Raw genomic sequence first — 17320 nt, forward strand, 5'->3', positions numbered from 1 at the left:
AAATAATAAAGCTGTACATATTTATTAGGGACATGACATGGGAATGAAGATGCCTTACTGGTGGCTCTCGTGCTGCCTGATATCTGTGCCCGCTCTCAGCGCGAACCCGGCGGCGACCATCAATACCGGACAACTCCGCGAAACGCAGGAACTCCCCTCACTCAATGGTCGCGTGGCCCCTGTGGCCGGTAAAGCCGCGCCCGGTTCATTGCAGCTTGGCGAAGCCGTCAACCGTGCCGTCACCTGGCACCCGGCCATCAGCGAAGCCGTGGGGAAACTCTATGAACAGAGCGAAGAGGTGGACGTCGCTAAATCAAAATACTATCCACAGATTAATGCCGGTGTGGACAACGGTTATTCCCATGACGGCGACCAGAACGGCTTTACGCCGTCAATGGTGCTCTCCCTCTCACAAATGCTTTACGATTTTGGCAAGGTGGCAAGTCAGGTACGAGCCGAGAATGCCGGAGTTGCCCAGCAGCAAGCCAACGTGCTGGTCAGCATCGACACCATCGCCCACGATACCGCTGTCGCCATGGTGCAGGTACAAACCTGGCAGCAGATGGTCGACACCGCGAAAGAGCAGCTTGAGGCTCTCTCCTCCATTGGCACACTGACCCGCCAGCGTAACGACGAAGGGGCCACGTCGCTCTCTGACGTCGTACAGACCGATGCGCGTATTGAAGGTGCGCGCGCGCAGTTGATGCAGTATCAGGCCAGTCTCGACAGCGCCCGCGCCACACTGATGAGTTTTCTCGGCTGGAACAGCCTGAACGATATCAGCAATGATTTTCCGCAAAAGCTGGGGCGGAGCTGCGATATCGCCGAGCCGGACGACCGTCTGGTTCCCGCTGTACTTGCCGCATGGGCACAGGCTAACGTTGCCCAGGCAAACCTTGACTACGCCGAAGCACAAATGACGCCGACTGTCTCGCTGGAGCCAGAAGTGCGCCATTACATGAACGATCGCTATGCGGGGAGCGAAACGCGGGATCGCACCCAGTATTCCGCGTGGGTGAAAGTGCAGATGCCGCTCTATCAGGGCGGTGGCCTTACCGCCCGGCGTAATGCCGCCGGACACGCAGTAGACGCGGCGCAGTCCACCATTCAGCGCACGCGTCTTGACGTCCGCCAGAAACTGCTCGAAGCCCGCAGCCAGGTGATGAGCCTGCAAAGCACGCTGCAAATCCAGGGTCGTCAGGAAGCTCTCAGCGCCCGCACCCGCGAGCTGTACCAGCAGCAATATCTCGATCTCGGCTCACGCCCGCTGCTTGATGTGCTCAACGCCGAGCAGGAGGTCTATCAGGCGCGGTTCACCCAGCAGCAGACTCTTGGCCAGTTGCACCAGCTGCAGCTCAACTGCCTCTATAACACCGGGCAATTGCGTCACGCGTTCGATCTTGATAACCGCACCATCCAGACCGTGGAGATCCAGCCATGAAGCAACGCGAAATCCCGCAGGGTGAAACGATGACAGATGAGGCGCTGGCGCAGTGGGCTCAGGCCTTTGGTTTTGTCGCCACGCGCTACCGTGTCGCCTGCTCTCCCGGCGCGCTGATCGCAGGCGCTCCGTGGCTGAAAGGCAAACCGATGGTGCCCGCCCTCACCCAGTTGGCCCGTGAAGCGGGGCTGTCGTTTCAGTTGCTTACCGGCGGCCAGGAGGCTATCAACAGCTGGCGTCTGCCGGTAGTGGTGGCGATGAATGACGGCAGGATCGGCGTGATCGAGCATTTCGACGGGGACGATACGCTGGAGGTCAGCTTTTTCGACGATGAGACTTACACCAACCGGCTGTCGATGACGGCGATGCTGCCCGCTATCCGCCACGTCATTGCCCTGCGTCCACTCGCCGCGCTGAAGGACAGCCGCGTGGACGCGTATATATCAAAATACCGTCCGGACTGGCTCTACCGGCTGGTGATGCGCGATTTACGACCCTACAGCTGGGTGATGCTGGCCGCGCTGTTTATCAACGTGCTGTCGCTCTCCGGGATCGTCTTTTCCATGCAGGTCTACGACCGGGTGATCCCCGCCCAGTCCTACCCGACGCTTTACGTCCTGACGATTGGGGTGTTGATCGCCACCCTGTTTGGCTTTGTACTGCGCGTGGCGCGCGGACACATTATGGATCTGCTGGGCAAGCGCTCGGATATGCGCGTTTCGGATCGCGTCTTCGGCCACGCCCTGCGCCTGCGCAACAGCGCGATCCCCCGCTCCACCGGCAGTTTTATCTCTCAACTGCGCGAGCTGGAGCAGATCCGTGAGATGGTAACCTCCTCCACCATTTCCACGATTGTCGACCTGCCGTTCTTCTTACTGTTTGTGGTGGTGCTGGCGATCATCGCCCCGCAACTGGCGTGGATCGCGCCGGTGGCGGCGGTGATCATGGTTCTGCCCGGCCTGCTGCTGCAGAAGAAGCTGGCAGAGCTGGCGAAACAGTCGGCCCATGAATCGACCCTGCGCAATGCGGTGCTGGTGGAGAGCGTGCAAGGGCTGGAGGACATCAAGCTGATGCAGGCGGAAAACCGCTTTTTGCAGCAGTGGAACAGTTATATCCAGATCACCGCGGAATCCGGCCTGCGCACCCGGGAACTGACGCAGAACCTGATCAGCTGGGGGATGACCATTCAGAGCCTGGTCTACGCTGGCGTGATTGTGGTCGGTGCGCCGATGGTGATCGACGGCACTCTGACCACCGGTTCCGTGGTTGCGGCGTCTATGCTGGCCTCCCGCATGATTGCCCCCATGGCGACGCTGTGCGGCGTGTTGGCCCGCTGGCAGCAGGTCAAAGCGGCCAAAGAGGGGCTGGACAGCATTATGCAGTTGCCTACCGAGAACCAGCGCGAAGAGACGCCGATCCGCCAGGACGTGCTGCGCGGTCACTACTTGTTCGAGCAGGCGCAGTTCCGCTATCAGCCGGACGATCCGCGCATGGCGCTGCGCATTAACCGACTGGAGATCAGTCCGGGTGAGAAAGTGGCGATCCTCGGGCGCAATGGCGCGGGTAAATCGACCCTGCTACAGGCCATGGCGGGCGGAATGGACCTGGCGGCTGGCGAGCTGCGGCTTGATAACTTCAGCCTGCCGCATCTCGATGTCGCCGACGTTCGTCGCAACGTCGGTTTTATGACCCAGAACGCGCGGCTGTTTTACGGCACCCTGCGCGAAAACATCACCCTCGGCATGCCGCGCGCCACCGACGACGAGATTTTCGAGGCGCTGGAACTGACCGGCGCGGCCGGCTTCGTGCAGAAGCTGCCCAAGGGGCTGGATTACCCGATCATGGAAAACGGCGTGGGATTATCCGGCGGACAACGCCAGTCGATTTTGCTGGCGCGGATGCTCCTGCGCGATCCGAATATTGTGCTGATGGATGAACCCACCGCGTCGCTGGACGAGCACACCGAGCGGGAATTTATCCAGCGTCTGGGAGACTGGCTCGGGCACCGCACCCTGATTGTCGCCACGCACCGCGTACCGGTGCTGGAACTGGTGGAGCGGGTGGTGGTGCTCAAAGAGGGAATGCTGGTGATGGACGCGCCAAAAGCGCAGGCGCTGAGCAACAGCCGCATGCAGCAACAGCAGCAGCAGGCAGCAACCGGACGGGAGTGGAAAAATGAAAATCAGTCAGCGTGACGTGGCGGCAATGGACGATCTGGATAACGCCCTCGACTCCGAAAGCGGCTACACCGGTGCGCGACGGATCGTGATCTTTTCACTGCTGATGTTTGTGGTGCTGGGCGTCTGGGCGTGGTTTGGCGTGCTGGATGAGGTTTCAACCGGCTCGGGTAAAGTGATCCCCAGCTCGCGCGAGCAGGTATTGCAGTCGCTTGACGGCGGGATCCTCACCGAACTGAACGTCCACGAAGGGGATCAGGTACAGGCCGGGCAGGTGCTTGCGCGGCTTGATCCGACGCGTTCCGAATCGAACGTCGGCGAAAGCGCTGCGCGTTACCGCGCGTCACTGGCCTCCAGCGCCCGCCTGTACGCCGAAGTGAACGATCTCCCGCTGAAGTTTCCCCCTTCGCTGGCAAAATGGCCGGATCTGATTGCCGATGAAACACGACTCTACAACTCCCGCCGCGCACAACTGGATGACACCCAGCGAGAGCTGCGCGCCGCGTTAGACCTGGCGAATAAAGAGCTGGCGATCACCCAACGTCTGGTGAAAACCGGTGCTGCCAGCCACGTAGAGGTGCTACGGTTGCAGCGGCAAAAAAGTGACCTGGAGCTGAAGCTCACCGACGTGCGCTCACAGTATTACGTTCAGGCCCGCGAGGCGTTATCCAAGGCCAACGCGGAGGTGGATATGGTTTCGGCCATTCTTAAAGGCCGTCAGGATTCCGTCACCCGTCTGACCGTCAAATCCCCGGTGCGCGGGATCGTCAAAAACATCAAGGTCACCACCATCGGCGGCGTGATCCCGCCCAACGGCGAGCTGATGGAGATTGTCCCGGTGGACGATCACCTGCTGATTGAAACCCGCCTGTCGCCCCGCGATATCGCCTTTATCCACCCGAACCAGGAGGCGCTGGTCAAAATCACTGCCTATGATTACGCCATTTACGGCGGGCTGCACGGGGTCGTGGAGACCATTTCCCCGGACACCATCCAGGACGAAGCCAAGCCGGAGGTGTTCTATTACCGGGTGTTTATCCGCACCAGCCAGGACTACCTGGTGAATAAAGCAGGCAGGCACTTCTCGATTGTACCGGGGATGATTGCGACGGTGGACATTAAGACCGGAGAGAAAACGGTGCTGGATTATCTGATTAAGCCGTTTAACCGGGCGAAGGAGGCGCTGAGGGAGCGTTAAGCCTGGAGTGCCGGGTGGCGGCTTCGCCTTACCCGGCCTACGTTCCCGCGCAGCGCCGCCGGGCATTAAACCGCACGCCAGAAGCGGAATCCACCTCGAAGAATTTACCTTTAGTCATGCATCCCACTTCCCTTCAGCCATCACCAGGGTAATATTACCCGCAGACAAAATGCACTTGCGCACAGTGCAAGAGTGCACTACTATTCACTCAGCTTCATGGACTGGAGCTCACCAGCATTATGATTAATCATTTTCGGGATCAATGGCTTGAGGATTTTTTTCTTTACGGTAGATCGAGCAATGTTATTCCTTCAAATCTGGAGACAGCGCTTGCGAGAAAGCTCGACATCATCAACGCAGCTACTTCTCACCGGGATTTGCGATCGCCACCGGGCAATATGTATGAAGCATTGAATCCTCCTCTGAAGGGATATTCCTCAATCCGGGTAAACAGGCAATACAGGCTTGTATTTCTCTGGACAGAGGGTAAAGCAGACGATCTCTACCTCTCTCCACACAGGTACACGCAACACAAGTGAGGCATCACCTATGACACTTCAACAGGCACACCGCAAACCTACCACGCCGGGCGACGTGTTGCAGTACGAGTATCTTGAACCGCTCAATCTGAAAATCAGCGATCTGGCGGAGATGCTTAATGTACACCGCAATACCATCAGTGCGCTGGTCAATAACAATCGCAAACTTACTGCCGATATGGCGATAAAACTGGCAAAAGCCTTTGATACCACTATTGAATTTTGGCTGAACCTACAGCTGAACGTCGATATCTGGGAAGCACAATCTAACTCCCGGACGCAGGAGGAGTTAAGCCGTATAAAGACCGTTGCGGACGTCATGGCTAAGCGAAAATCTGGCCAGCCGGATGTTGCCTGATTCGGCACAAAATTTACCTACTCAATACTTTTTCAGGAAGAAATCATGCGCCAACGAACGATTGTCTGCCCCATCATCCAGAACGACGGGGCCTACCTGCTGTGCAAAATGGCCGACGATCGCGGCGTGTTCCCCGGCCAGTGGGCTCTCTCCGGTGGCGGAATGGAGCCGGGCGAAACCATGGAACAGGCATTACGCCGTGAGATCCGCGAAGAGCTGGGCAACGCACTGGAGATCGTCTCGGTCACACCATGGGCTTTTCGCGATGACATCAGGGTGAAAACCTACGCCGATGGCACCACTGAGGAGATTTACATGATTTATCTGATCTTCGACTGCATCAGCGCCAACCGGGAAGTCACGTTTAATGAAGAGTTTCAGGAGATCGCCTGGGTAAGTCCAGAATCGTTAAAAGAGCTTGATCTCAACGAAGCCACGCGCATTACCTTCGCGCAAAAAGGCCTGCTGTAAATTCAGACCGGAACACGGGCGACATACACGCCAACATAGCGCGCAAATTTCCCGAGAAACACACCAGCAAACACACCGCCAGAGACGATCGCCAGCGCGCTCATGGCGGGCTGCTGCATTGTCTGCGGAGAGACCGCACTCATTACACCCAGCACATACTTCACCCCAAACGCCAGCATCATAAACGGCAGTGCGGTGTAGTCTGCCTGGCGGTAAAGGCTGCGCGGCGCCTCTGCGCGGGTGATAACTGTCTGCCTGATCAGGACATATCCCAGCGCAGATCCGGCAAGGATCCCGGCAATCCACAAGGCAACGGTTCCAGGGCTCAGCGTGCGGTAGACCACCAGATCGTAGATATCCCAGATAAGAAAGATCGCCGGAATGACAGCAAGCCTCTCCAGCGTGACGGTAGTCGGCTTGCGGGCTTTGATACCGCGAGAGATGAGAAAGACAAAAAGCACCCACACCCAGACGGGCGTGTGCGTAATGACACCGATCAGAAATTCAAACATGGAGATCACCATGGAAGATAGCGGCTTTGGCCGCGCTGCAAGAATATTGCGCATAACGGCAGGAACGCCATTATGCGCGGGTCTTTTACAGCGATTTTTTCAGGCGTTGAACCGCCTCTTTCAGCTCTTCATCCGTTGGCGTGACAAACGACATACGCAGCGTCGAATGGTCTGGCTCATTGCAGTAGAAAAATTCGCCCGGCACAAATACTACGCCGTTACTTAACGTTTTTTCCAGCCAGCGAGTGGTATTACTCCCATTTTTCATAGTCGCCCACAGGAACATGCCGCCCTTCGGCTTGTGGAATGACATCACATCACCCAGCTCGGCTTCCAGTTCTGTTGCGAACGTCTGGTATTTCTGGCGATAGGCTTCGCGGATCATTTTAATCTGATCGGCCAGACGACCGGTTTTCAGGTATTCGTACGTCATCAGCTGTGACAGCGTGCTGGTGTGCAGATCGGTGGTTTGCTTGAGATTCACCACCGCGCGCTTCAGCCACTCCGGTACCAGCACCCAGCCCACGCGGGTGCCTGGCGCAAGAATTTTAGAGAAGGTTGAGGTATACACCACGTTCTCTTCGTTACCGATATCTTTGGCGTGGGCAATTAACGGGCGGAAAACTTCATCGGTGTAATTAATTTCGCTGTACGGATCGTCTTCAATAATCACGAAGTCATAACGCTTCGATAATTCCACCAGCTGTTTACGACGCGGTTCTGAAAGGGTTACCCCACCCGGGTTACCAAATGTCGGCACAATATAAACCGCTTTAATGGGTTTATTGGCCACCAGCGCTTCGAGCTCATCCACTTTCATTCCGTCAGCATCGGTACCCACGGATTCAAAATTCGCCTGCGCCAGGCCAAATACCTGCAGCGCGGCAAGATAGGTTGGACGCTCGACGACGACGGTATCGCCAGGGTTAATTAATGCACGCGCCAGCACGTCAAGTGATTGCTGTGAACCAGAGGTCACGACCACCTCATCCGCCTTACAGCGGATCCCACGCCCTTCACAGATGCGCTGAATTTCTTCCCGTAGCCCAGGAACACCTTCGGTCAGACCGTACTGGAAAGCTTCGCCAAAATGCTGGGATAATACGGCATCAGCGGCCATTTTCAGGCCTTCATGATCGAACAATGCAGGGTTAGGAATACCCCCGCCCAGCGAAATGACCCCTGCCATTTTGCTATGTTTTAATAATTCACGGATGGCAGATGATTGCAGGCCCTGCGCGCTGCTGGCGAGTTTATTCACAGACATTCTTTGCTTACCTTCTTTTATTATATTGTGCCCAATCTTAGCAGAATATGGGCGATAAATTCTGTTAGCTTAGGGAGCGGTCGTAAATCCTGACGCCACAACAAATGCACCGGTCTTGGCTCTGGAATGTAATCCTCCAGCACCCGCACCAGCCGACCACTTTCCAGCTCTTCCGCGACCAGCACTTCCGGTTGTAATAACAGCCCCGCCCCGGCTCTTGCGGCCATCCGCAGCCCGTAGCCGTCGTTGCATCTTAGGATGGCATCACGCTTCCAGCGCACCTCCCCTTCGACACCCGGCAGCCGCCATTCATTGCGTGCAGTCCACACGCTGTGGGACAGACAAAGATGATCCACCAGATCGGCGGGCGTTTGTGGCGTGCCGTAGTGCGCCAGATAATCAGGCGCGGCGCAGATCACCATTCGGTAAGGACAGAGGTATTTCGCGACCAGGTCGTCGTTGCGAATGTCGCCAATGCGGATGGCCAGATCGACGCCCTCCTCCACCAGATCCACCATCCGGTTGGTCAGATCCAGCTCCACGCGCACTTCCGGGTAGCGTTGCAAAAAGGTGGCGGTGAGCGGTGCAATCACGCAGCCGCCAAAGGACGTGGGGGCCGTTACCCGCAGCGTGCCAGCAGGTGTTGCGCGCAGGCGCTCAACCGCGCTTTCGGCGATGGCAACCTGCTCCAGTACCCGCTTCGCCTCGTCGAAATAGACCCGTCCGGCGTCGGTCAGGCTCTGGCGTCGCGTATTACGCTCCAGAAGACGCGTACCAAGTTGAGACTCCAGCAACGCAATATACTTGCCCACCATCACCGCCGACATCTCCAGCCGCGCCGCCGCACCGGTGAAACTGCCGCTTTCAACCACGGCAATAAAGGTCTCCATGCTGCGAAGCTTATCCATATTCCAAACCTCTGGTTAGTAATCTTCTAACTTTAGCCCAGTTTATCTGCATTTTTATTTATTAAAGAATGAAGGCTCACAACATTAAGGAGTCAGCGATGAAAATTGTCATTATTGGTGCCAGCGGTACAGTCGGTCGGGCAGTGACGGAAGAGTTGAGTCGTCGTCACGAGGTTATCCGCGTAGGTCGCACGCAGGGTGACTATCAGGTGGATATCACTTCCCAGGCGAGCGTGCAGGCGCTGTTTGAGAAAATCGGCCCGGTGGATGCCATTGTCTCCGCCAGCGGGGGTTTGTACTTCGGTCCGCTCGCCACGATGAAAGACAGTGACTTCAACCAGGGCCTGCAGGATAAACTGCTTGGGCAGGTGCGCCTGGCGCTGACCGGCCAGCATTATCTGAACGAAGGCGGCTCAATCACGTTGATAAGCGGAATTGTGGCGCACGAGCCGATTGCGCAGGGGGTGAATGCCACCACGGTAAATGCCGCGCTGGAAGGGTTTGTTCGCGCCGCAGCCTGCGAACTGCCGCGCGGGATCCGCATCAACCTGATTAGCCCAACGGTTCTCACCGAATCTGCTGAAGCCTACGACGGTTTCTTCCCGGGCTTTGAAAGCGTGCCCGCCGCGACCGTCGCCCAGGTCTATCGTCGCAGCGTAGAAGGCGTGCAGAGCGGGCGGGTGTATAAGGTGGGTTATTGACCCTTTCGGGCGGAAATGAGTACCAGCATCGGACGTTCCGCCTCTTCGGCCAGTGCAGGCCAGGCGTCAATCTGTGCCTGCGTTGGCCCCCATTCGTTGATTTCGCTCAGAGTTAATCCGGCCTCGATCAACGCGTTAAGCGTGGTGCCCAGCGTGCGGTGGTATTTGATCACCCCGTCTGCCAGCCAGTTGCTGACGCGCTGGCCTTCGTCCTGATAATGGTTCACACCCCAGAACCGCTCTCCGTTATCGTCGGTCAGCCAGCCCTGACGCGTAGCGCAGGTGTAAATCGGGTGTTCCATCGAGAAGACCAGGCTGCCGCCGGGTTTGAGCGCGCGTTGAACGTTGGCGAATAACGTGTCCAGTTCCGGCAGGTAGTGCAGCGCCAGCGAGCTGTAGACCAGATCGAGGCTGTTCTCGTTGAGCTTGAGAGATTCCAGATCGCTGCGTTGATAGCGAATCCCGTCATCGTGGGTCAATTCTGCCGCGCGGGCGAGCATCTTTTCTGAGATATCAACGCCCATTACGTCAGACGCGCCCAGCTCACGCGCCGCGCGGCAGAACCAGCCGTATCCACAGCCGAGATCAATAACCGATTTGCCGGTTAACTCTGGCAGCATACTTTTTAACGCAGGCCACTCCGGCGCGCCGTCCAGCCCCTGCACCGAGCGCGGAAGCTGGGCGTAGCCTTCGAAAAACGCCGGGTTGTCGTAGATGTTTTGTGCCATGGCAGATCCCTCTTTAAGAATGTGCCTCCCAGTATAAAACATTGCCGGGTGGCGCTGCGCTTACCCGGCCTACGATTTGAGGGTTTCAGTAGGCCGGGTAAGGCGAAGCCGCCACCCGGCACCACATTAGCCCATCGAGCCCCAAACGAGGTTGCCATTATGGAACGTCGCGGTGCGCGGGGAAATACGCGCCACGGCTTCGGCGGAGCAGGAAGCGTCTACCAGCACAAAGCTGGCGTCGTCCTGCGCTTTCGGCCACACGCGCTCACCTTTGTCGTTCAGCGGCAGCACGTCGCCGGTGGCGATACCGAGTGCGCGGGAGAGCGTCTGCTCGTTCGGACGGATGTAGAGCTGAGCGTAAAGATTCGCTTTTTCCAGCATGTCCCCCAGGCCATACGGCGACCAGTGGTCGATTACGCTGTCGGTACCCGTCATCACAAACACGCCTTTATCCCGCAACTGCTTTAGCGGCATATGTAGAGTGCCAATCGGCACGGTAGAGGCGATGGTTACCTGCTGTGCTGCCATGCGGGTGGCGATCTCATCCACCTGCTGTTCGTTGAGCGTAGCCAGCGCGAAAGCATGGCTGATGGTGAGTTTCCCCTTCAGCTCTGGCGTTTTCTCCACGGTTTCCACCATGTAATTTACCGCTGCCACACCCGCCGGGCTGGTTTCGTGCAAGTGAATGTCCACCCCTTTGTCGTAATCCAGCGCAATCTGAAACATAGTGTCGAGGGATTTCTCCATTGCGCCATCCACGTTGGTGGGATCGAGTCCACCTACGTAGTGCGCCCCCGCCTGCATCGCCTCGCGCATCAGTTTTTCAGAGTTCGATAGCAGCAGGCCGTGTTGCGGGAAGGCGACGATTTCGCAGTCGAAACCGGGTTTACGGCGCGCCAGTACGGCCTGTAAATTTTCCAGGTTTTTCAGGCCGGAAACCGGCTCAATGTTGCAGTGGCTACGGGCGATGGTGGACCCTTTGGACTGGATCAGGTCGATCAGCTTTTCCGCGCGCTCCTGGGTGTAGGGCTGCAGCTCCGGCAGCAGCTTCTGCTCAAGGCGGATCATATCCTGAATGGTCGTGCCCGCCGGGCGGTTAAGGGAGCGCCACGGACCGCCGTAAAAGGTTTTATCCAGATGGATGTGCATGTCGCGCATCGCCGGCAGCATCAGTTTGCTGCCCGCATCGTAGTGCGGCAGCGTGGCATCAGCGTGGCTTTTGTTATCCCGCAGGGCGACGATCTTCCCGTCTTTAATCTCCAGCGTTTTCAGCTCGGTGCGGGTGCTGGTCGCCACGCCGCCGTCGAAATTGAACCCGGCTTCCAGCAGGACGTTATCCAGATAATAGTGTTTTGCGGTGATGCTCATCGGTTTGCCCGTCTCGCAGGTTGGCTTCGCAGTATCCGCAGCATACGCGACAGATCCGGTCGCACCAAACAGTGCGCAGGCGGTGACCATTTTGCCGCTCTGGCTGATAAACTCACGTCGGCTTTTGTTTTCACTCATCTTATCTTCCTTCATTAACAATATGGGTGCCGGTTTCACCGCGCAGCGCCGCAGGCAGTCTGTCCGGCGAGGTGATGATTACCCGCTTGCCGCCGTGGTTTAAAAATTCCAGCGAGGCGATGATTTTGGGGAGCATGCTGCCCGCCGGGAAATGCCCTTCATCCATGTACCGCGACATCTGCGCTACGTTGACGGTGTCCAGCGCCTGCTGATTTGGCTTGCCGAAGTTGATACACACTTTTTCCACGCCGGTGGTGATCACCAGCACATCAGCGTGGATCTCGCGTGCCAGCAATGCGGTGGAGAGATCCTTATCAATCACCGCATCGACGCTCTGGTAATCACCTTCAGGTGTGCGAACCACCGGAATACCGCCGCCGCCCGCGCCAATCACCACAAAACCTTTCTGCGTGAGCGTCTTGATGGCATCGGCTTCGACAATCCTCAACGGCTGTGGAGACGCCACTACGCGGCGATAACCCCGGCCAGAGTCCTCAACAAAATGCCAGTCCGGGTGGGCGAGTTGCAGCTCATCGCGCTGCACTTCACTAAAGAACGCGCCGATGGGTTTAGTGGGATGGGTGAAGCCCGGATCATTTTTATCCACCTCCACCTGAGTAACGACCGTGACCGCTTTTTGCTCCCCGCGTGCGGCAAGGCGGTTATTTAACGCCTGCTGGATCAGGTAGCCAATACCACCCTGCGTATCTGCCACACAGTTCGCCAGCGGAGTCAGCGGCAGCCCTTCCCGCTCGTGGGCGATTTCGGCGCGGCGCAGATCCAGCCCCACCTGGGGGCCGTTTCCGTGCGTGAGCACAATGTCGTAGTCGGATGCCAGCATCTCCAGCACCGACTCAGCCACCGCTTTGACCGCCAGCGCCTGATGTTCAATCGACTGGCTGGCGTTATCTTTGATAATGCTGTTGCCGCCGATGGCGACGACCATAAGCTCTTTCATACGTGTTCCTTCGCAACAGTAATTTCAGCGCTCGCCGCTTCCCGGCTATCAAGGAAATGTTTCACCACAAACATGCCGCCCATCATCAGATACGCCGTGACGAACATCAGCGAACTGCCTTCGGCAAAGCCCACCACCGGGGCGTGGATCACCCCAAACAGCGCCAGCAACGCACCGACAGCCGCCGCAACGGCACCGCGCAGCGGTTTATTGATGATGGCGAAGATGGCGATACAACCCCACAGCATGCTGGCAAGCGGTGCGCCATTCCCCAGATGCACCAGCCCTTCGTAGTAGATGCCTTTGCTGTGCAGCACATCGGTACCGATTTTTGCCGCGCTGGTGCCCGCCGCCCCCATCACGCTGTTCATCATGGTCAGCGCCCAGTTGGCGATCCACGGGAACAGACAGATGAAGATCACGGGCACTTCCACTTTGGGGGTTTCTCTCACCACCTGGTTGGCGGTCACCACACCAATAAACACCAGAATCGGCACGATGGCGGTCATCGGAATGATGGCGAGCATAAACGCCCCCAGCCCGAACAGCGGCACGATGAACATGGTCACACCCGACGCCAGCGTATAGCCAATGCTCGCCCCCATCGCTTTCCAGCCCGCATGGCCAACATAGACCGTCACCGGGAACGGATTACCCATCAGGCAGCCAAGCATTGATGCCAGACCGTTTGCCAGCATCACTTTGCGGGTCGGGTATTCATCCCCTGCCGCGTGAGCACTTTCAATGTTCTCCAGGTCAAAGATGTAGTTTGCCAGCCCCAGAGGAACCGCCGAGGCAAGGTACGGCAGCGCGTGTGGCAGGCCCTGCATAAAGCCTTCAATATGGACGGACGGCGGGTTAAAGCCGAACGATGACATTGACGCCTTGATCGCTTCCGGGCTTTGCAGGCCAGAGATCCATGCCAGCGCCGTACCGGCAACCAACAGCAACAGGCCTGTCGGGATGCGGGCGAAGATCGGCTTTTTACCAAACCAGTTGATGAAGATCAGCAGCAGCACGATGAATGACACCGTTGGCGCCTCAAACGCCTGCAGCATCGGGTTCATCGCCAGCAGCAGCAACCCTAAACCAGACAGGCACGACAGCAGCACGGTACGCGGGATCATCTTACGGATGGTTTCCCCTAAAAATGAACCGCCCGCCAGGATCATTGCTTCCACGAAACACCACACCAGACCGATCTGGATGGCAAATTCCGCATCACCGGTCTGCTGATAAACCGGCATTAATACCAGGAAGGTCACGGTAAAAATCGACGGAGCGCTCGGGCCGGACGGCAGCGCAGTGACGTCAGTACGCCCGGTCTGGCGGGCCATCTGCAGGCCAAACCACGCATAGCAGACGCTCGCCACCAGTACCGCCAGCCCGAAGGCTGGCGCGATGCGTCCATAAACAATCTCCTTCGGGATGCCGACGACAAAAATGAGCAACCCCATCATGGTCAGCAAATTGGTCAGGTTGTTGGTCATGAGCCCGAAATAGGCTGCCCAGTCACCTCTTTTCCACTCCAGTTTCATGTTTTTCATGGATGCATGCCTTATAAAAAGTAGCGATCGCGGAAGGTCAACAGCGCCTTTTCAAAACAGCTAAACGGCGGGTGAACAATGCCCGCCCCAATCATGCCGATACCGGCGTCCTTGTGGGCAATCGCGGTGTTGATCACCGGCAGAATGCCGCTGCCCGCCACTCTGGTGATGTCGATGGCAGTTGGAATGCCCATAAACGACAGCAGCGGAATGGTGACATTCGGGTTTTCACCAAGGGTGATTTCACGCATCTGGCGAGAGAAGTCGATGGCTTCCTCCACCGTACCGCCCACCAGCGCCACAATCGCCGGGGCGGTTGCCATCGCAAAGCCGCCAATGCCGTAGGTTTCGGTGATGGCGCTGTCGCCGATATCCAGCCCGGAGTCTTCCGGTTTGTAGCCCGCGAACATCGGGCCAATGACCTGCTGCGCCGGGCCGGTAAACCATTGTCCGGGCAGGCCGGAAATACGCAGGCCGAATTCATAGCCGTTACGCGCCATGGTGGTCACTACGGTGCTGTATTCAATGCCGTGAGCGGCGTCCAGCGCGGCTTTACACATCGCCATCCACGTCGGGCCGGAGAAGTAGTCGCTGCTGGCAACAAACTCAAAGACCTCGCGCTGCTGCTCTACCGGGTAGCCCGCCTGAATCAGCCCCGGCGTCAGCGCCTGGATCAACAGCGTGGTGCCTGCGTTGTTGCGGTTGTGGCACTCGTCACCCATGTGCAGTGCCTGCGCCAGCATTAAGCGCAGGTCGATTTCACCGATGATGTTCATGGCGTCGCGCAGCATCGGCCCGAGCACGTCGCGCATCCAGTTCAGGCGGTCAATCACGCTCTGATCATTCGCGCCCATACGCAGAATTTTCGCCATCTGCTCGCTTAAGTTGGTGAACGCGCGGTTGCCGTAGGTTTTGTTTTCGACGATGTGCATGAACATTGAGGCAGAAGTGACGCCCGCCATGGATCCTACACAGTCGTGTTCGTGGCACGGCGAGAAGGTGATTTCTCCGGAAGCCGCCACGCGTTCGGCGTCGCGGATATCTTTTGCCAACCCTTCAAACACCAGTGCGCCGGTAACAGCGCCTTTCATCGCGCCACACATGTTTTCCCACGTCACCGGTGGACCAGCATGCAAAATAGTGGTGCGGGTCATGCCTGGCACGACGTTGATCGCCTGGTCGTAACCCACCAGCACCGGATGAGACTGAATAATGCGCTCGAGGGCGAGGGTGTTGGCCGCGGCAATTTTTTCCGCCAGTGGTTTACTCGCCAGCTGGTCCAGCGCTTCCACCACCTGCATATTGCCCTGCCCCGGCGGTGTCCAGTCGAGTTGGGTGACGGGCACGTGCTGTTTTTTGAGGTCGTCACTGAACATCGCAATACCAACGTTAATCACGTTCAGCGGCTGGTTAAATAAAGTCGTCATTATGCTTTCTCCCCTTTGCAGACAAATTCACGCGCCAGTAATCCGGTATTGGTGCTGCTGCTGGCCCAAATCACACCTGCATCGGTCAAAAGCTGGCACTGCTGCACCAGCGACTGCGGATCCTGGTCAGTGCCCAGCACGTAGCCCAGAATTTCCAGCGGTCGGTTGCCAGCTTTCGCAATTGCCTGCGCCTCGTTAATGGCGTCGAGCATCACCCCTACCGGATCGTCGTGTGCGCCAAAGCCCAGCACGAAGTCCATAACGATCACCCCCACCTCCGGATCGCGCGCTTCCTGCAACAGGCGGCTGATGCGGTTAGTCGGGTCGATCATCGGGTGCGGTTTGCCGTTGGTGAAGTCGTCGTCACCAAAGTCAAGGAAGGTATGGGCTTTACTGACGTTGATGTCGCTCAGGCGTTTTGTTGGATCCGGCTGAATGTTGCTGTAGACGTTGTCGAATTTCTCCAGCGCGGCAAACATGGCTTCATCGCACAGCGTGCCGCCGCAGAACAACCCGCGAATGTACTTCTGCTGTGGAGTCAGACGGGCACGCACCTCTTCGATCAGCGGCCAGTTGAGCGGGTGCAGATCAAGCGACTCTTTTTTGATGCCGGTGAGCAGGACAGCTTTCAGGGCGGCTTCTTTAGTGCCACGGGCAAACTGCAGCCCGTCTTCATCGGCAGGTGGTTCATTGCGGCCCAGGAAACAGACAACCACAGGCTTACGGCAGGCTCGCGCGCGGGCCAACACCTTTTCAGCGACCGCGGGTGCAGGCGGTTTGGAGATAAGTGCAATCACCTGCGTGGCGTCGTCCGCCTCCAGCATCTCGATGGCGTCGAGCATCATCAGGCCGCCGATTTTCTCGCTGAGATCGCGCCCTCCGGTGCCAATCAACTGTGACACGCCGCCGCCGAATTCGTGAATGCGCACGCTCAGCTCCTGGCTGCCGGTACCGGATGCACCAACAATACCGATCGGTCCGCGGCGCACCGCGTTGGCGAAGCACAACCCCGCGCCGTTGATAATGGCGGTGCCGCAGTCCGGTCCCATCATCAGCAGCCCTTTCTGGTGCGCCAGTTGCTTCAACGCCAGCTCGTCGTCGAGTGACACGTTATCGGAAAACAACATCACGTTGAGATCGTTCTCCAGCGCCTGGCGCGCTTCGCGAGCGGCGAAGGTGCCGTTGACGGAAATCACCGCCAGATTGCTATCCGGACGGTGCGTGCTGGCGCTGGCAATCGTGGCGTAACGTGCTTCATGGCTACCACTTCTCTCTTTGCGCGTGAATAACGCTTCAATGGCCGCCAGCGTTTCTTCATTTGCCGCATCGCCTTTAATCACGATCATCAGGTCGCCGTTTTTGGCCTCATTTAATTCCGGCGTTAATAATCCGAGATTTTTTAAGACGCCTTTGTTCATCTCCGTCGCCATGGCCACAAAAGCCTGCTCAACGCCCGGCAATTTATTGGCTTTGGTGGAAACGGACATTAATGAAACCGAATCGAAGTAGGTATTCTTTTTTATGACGATTTTCGTTGGCATTATTTTCTCCTGAAAGAGGATAAAAGGGGGCCGCCGTCGTG

The 17320-nt window shown here is 57.6% G+C and carries 16 protein-coding genes; 7 read left to right on the forward strand and 9 right to left on the reverse strand.

Going from position 1 to position 17320, the window contains the following annotated elements; genetic code table 11:
* Window positions 1–37 precede the first annotated feature (37 nt).
* The 6 genes from WB237_RS15685 to nudI all read left to right on the forward strand — a co-directional run bounded on the left by WB237_RS15685 (window position 38) and on the right by nudI (window position 6184).
* Window positions 38–1441, forward strand: coding sequence for a TolC family outer membrane protein (locus WB237_RS15685; protein ID WP_316942865.1), 1404 nt, complete (start codon window positions 38–40; stop codon window positions 1439–1441).
* Window positions 1438–3636, forward strand: coding sequence for a type I secretion system permease/ATPase (locus WB237_RS15690; protein WP_336214427.1), 2199 nt, complete (start codon window positions 1438–1440; stop codon window positions 3634–3636). Before WB237_RS15685 ends, WB237_RS15690 begins: the two co-directional genes overlap by 4 nt.
* 10 nt (window positions 3637–3646) lie before the next feature.
* Window positions 3647–4816: an HlyD family efflux transporter periplasmic adaptor subunit gene (locus WB237_RS15695; RefSeq protein WP_108091060.1), complete on the forward strand. Its 1170-nt coding sequence runs from the start codon at window positions 3647–3649 to the stop codon at window positions 4814–4816.
* Between the two features lie 239 nt (window positions 4817–5055).
* Window positions 5056–5355, forward strand: a complete 300-nt coding sequence (locus tag WB237_RS15700) for a type II toxin-antitoxin system RelE/ParE family toxin (RefSeq protein WP_108090994.1) — start codon at window positions 5056–5058, stop codon at window positions 5353–5355.
* A gap of 10 nt (window positions 5356–5365) precedes the next feature.
* Window positions 5366–5713 (forward strand): HigA family addiction module antitoxin, encoded by a 348-nt coding sequence (locus tag WB237_RS15705; RefSeq protein WP_336214431.1) that lies wholly within the window; start codon window positions 5366–5368, stop codon window positions 5711–5713.
* Between the two features lie 45 nt (window positions 5714–5758).
* On the forward strand, window positions 5759–6184 hold the full coding sequence (gene nudI, locus WB237_RS15710; RefSeq protein WP_129995131.1) for a nucleoside triphosphatase NudI: 426 nt from the start codon (window positions 5759–5761) through the stop codon (window positions 6182–6184).
* 2 nt (window positions 6185–6186) lie between these two features.
* On the opposite strand, the gene WB237_RS15715 is transcribed toward nudI, so the two are convergent.
* The 3 genes from WB237_RS15715 to WB237_RS15725 form a co-directional block, all read right to left on the reverse strand.
* Window positions 6187–6696, reverse strand: coding sequence for a DUF6622 family protein (locus WB237_RS15715; protein ID WP_336214434.1), 510 nt, complete (start codon window positions 6694–6696; stop codon window positions 6187–6189).
* An 85-nt stretch (window positions 6697–6781) separates the two neighbouring features.
* Window positions 6782–7963: an aminotransferase-like domain-containing protein gene (locus WB237_RS15720; RefSeq protein WP_336214437.1), complete on the reverse strand. Its 1182-nt coding sequence runs from the start codon at window positions 7961–7963 to the stop codon at window positions 6782–6784.
* Between the two features lie 20 nt (window positions 7964–7983).
* Window positions 7984–8871 carry a LysR family transcriptional regulator gene (locus WB237_RS15725; protein ID WP_028016777.1) on the reverse strand — a complete coding sequence of 296 codons (888 nt, stop codon included), beginning with the start codon at window positions 8869–8871 and terminating at the stop codon, window positions 7984–7986.
* Window positions 8872–8969: 98 nt separating this feature from the next.
* Here WB237_RS15725 and WB237_RS15730 point away from each other — a divergent pair, with 98 nt between their 5' ends.
* On the forward strand, window positions 8970–9572 hold the full coding sequence (locus WB237_RS15730) for a short chain dehydrogenase (RefSeq protein ID WP_049008726.1): 603 nt from the start codon (window positions 8970–8972) through the stop codon (window positions 9570–9572).
* Here the strand turns inward: WB237_RS15730 and WB237_RS15735 are convergent.
* The 6 genes from WB237_RS15735 to fdrA form a co-directional block, all read right to left on the reverse strand.
* On the reverse strand, window positions 9566–10300 hold the full coding sequence (locus WB237_RS15735) for a class I SAM-dependent methyltransferase (protein ID WP_336214441.1): 735 nt from the start codon (window positions 10298–10300) through the stop codon (window positions 9566–9568). The genes WB237_RS15730 and WB237_RS15735 overlap by 7 nt on opposite strands.
* A 126-nt stretch (window positions 10301–10426) precedes the next feature.
* Window positions 10427–11806: an amidohydrolase family protein gene (locus WB237_RS15740; protein ID WP_336214443.1), complete on the reverse strand. Its 1380-nt coding sequence runs from the start codon at window positions 11804–11806 to the stop codon at window positions 10427–10429.
* A 1-nt stretch (window position 11807) separates the two neighbouring features.
* Entirely contained in the window at window positions 11808–12764 is a 957-nt protein-coding gene (locus WB237_RS15745) for a carbamate kinase family protein (RefSeq protein WP_336214444.1), read from the reverse strand.
* Complete coding sequence (locus WB237_RS15750) at window positions 12761–14311, reverse strand: hypothetical protein (RefSeq protein ID WP_028016782.1); 1551 nt, start codon at window positions 14309–14311, stop codon at window positions 12761–12763. Before WB237_RS15750 ends, WB237_RS15745 begins: the two co-directional genes overlap by 4 nt.
* Window positions 14312–14322: 11 nt before the next feature.
* Complete coding sequence (locus WB237_RS15755) at window positions 14323–15738, reverse strand: DUF1116 domain-containing protein (protein ID WP_028016783.1); 1416 nt, start codon at window positions 15736–15738, stop codon at window positions 14323–14325.
* A complete protein-coding gene (gene fdrA / locus WB237_RS15760; protein ID WP_336214448.1) occupies window positions 15738–17279 on the reverse strand; it encodes an acyl-CoA synthetase FdrA in 1542 nt (513 codons plus the stop codon). The genes WB237_RS15755 and fdrA overlap by 1 nt, the downstream gene beginning before the upstream one ends.
* Between the last annotated feature and the right edge of the window lie 41 nt (window positions 17280–17320).

The sequence above is a fragment of the Enterobacter sp. P82 genome, from assembly GCF_037053385.1.
Classification (GTDB): Bacteria; Pseudomonadota; Gammaproteobacteria; order Enterobacterales; family Enterobacteriaceae; genus Enterobacter.

Excerpts from the sequence above, each read along its gene's own strand:
- WB237_RS15685 (WP_316942865.1), top strand. The coding sequence starts at position 38 with ATGGGAATGAAGATGCCTTACTGGTGGCTCTCGTGCTGCCTGATATCT.
- WB237_RS15690 (WP_336214427.1), top strand. The coding sequence starts at position 1,438 with ATGAAGCAACGCGAAATCCCGCAGGGTGAAACGATGACAGATGAGGCG.
- WB237_RS15695 (WP_108091060.1), top strand. The coding sequence starts at position 3,647 with ATGGACGATCTGGATAACGCCCTCGACTCCGAAAGCGGCTACACCGGT.
- WB237_RS15700 (WP_108090994.1), top strand. The coding sequence starts at position 5,056 with ATGATTAATCATTTTCGGGATCAATGGCTTGAGGATTTTTTTCTTTAC.
- WB237_RS15705 (WP_336214431.1), top strand. The coding sequence starts at position 5,366 with ATGACACTTCAACAGGCACACCGCAAACCTACCACGCCGGGCGACGTG.
- nudI (WP_129995131.1), top strand. The coding sequence starts at position 5,759 with ATGCGCCAACGAACGATTGTCTGCCCCATCATCCAGAACGACGGGGCC.
- WB237_RS15715 (WP_336214434.1), bottom strand. The coding sequence starts at position 6,696 with ATGTTTGAATTTCTGATCGGTGTCATTACGCACACGCCCGTCTGGGTG.
- WB237_RS15720 (WP_336214437.1), bottom strand. The coding sequence starts at position 7,963 with ATGTCTGTGAATAAACTCGCCAGCAGCGCGCAGGGCCTGCAATCATCT.
- WB237_RS15725 (WP_028016777.1), bottom strand. The coding sequence starts at position 8,871 with ATGGATAAGCTTCGCAGCATGGAGACCTTTATTGCCGTGGTTGAAAGC.
- WB237_RS15730 (WP_049008726.1), top strand. The coding sequence starts at position 8,970 with ATGAAAATTGTCATTATTGGTGCCAGCGGTACAGTCGGTCGGGCAGTG.
- WB237_RS15735 (WP_336214441.1), bottom strand. The coding sequence starts at position 10,300 with ATGGCACAAAACATCTACGACAACCCGGCGTTTTTCGAAGGCTACGCC.
- WB237_RS15740 (WP_336214443.1), bottom strand. The coding sequence starts at position 11,806 with ATGAGTGAAAACAAAAGCCGACGTGAGTTTATCAGCCAGAGCGGCAAA.
- WB237_RS15745 (WP_336214444.1), bottom strand. The coding sequence starts at position 12,764 with ATGAAAGAGCTTATGGTCGTCGCCATCGGCGGCAACAGCATTATCAAA.
- WB237_RS15750 (WP_028016782.1), bottom strand. The coding sequence starts at position 14,311 with ATGAAAAACATGAAACTGGAGTGGAAAAGAGGTGACTGGGCAGCCTAT.
- WB237_RS15755 (WP_028016783.1), bottom strand. The coding sequence starts at position 15,738 with ATGACGACTTTATTTAACCAGCCGCTGAACGTGATTAACGTTGGTATT.
- fdrA (WP_336214448.1), bottom strand. The coding sequence starts at position 17,279 with ATGCCAACGAAAATCGTCATAAAAAAGAATACCTACTTCGATTCGGTT.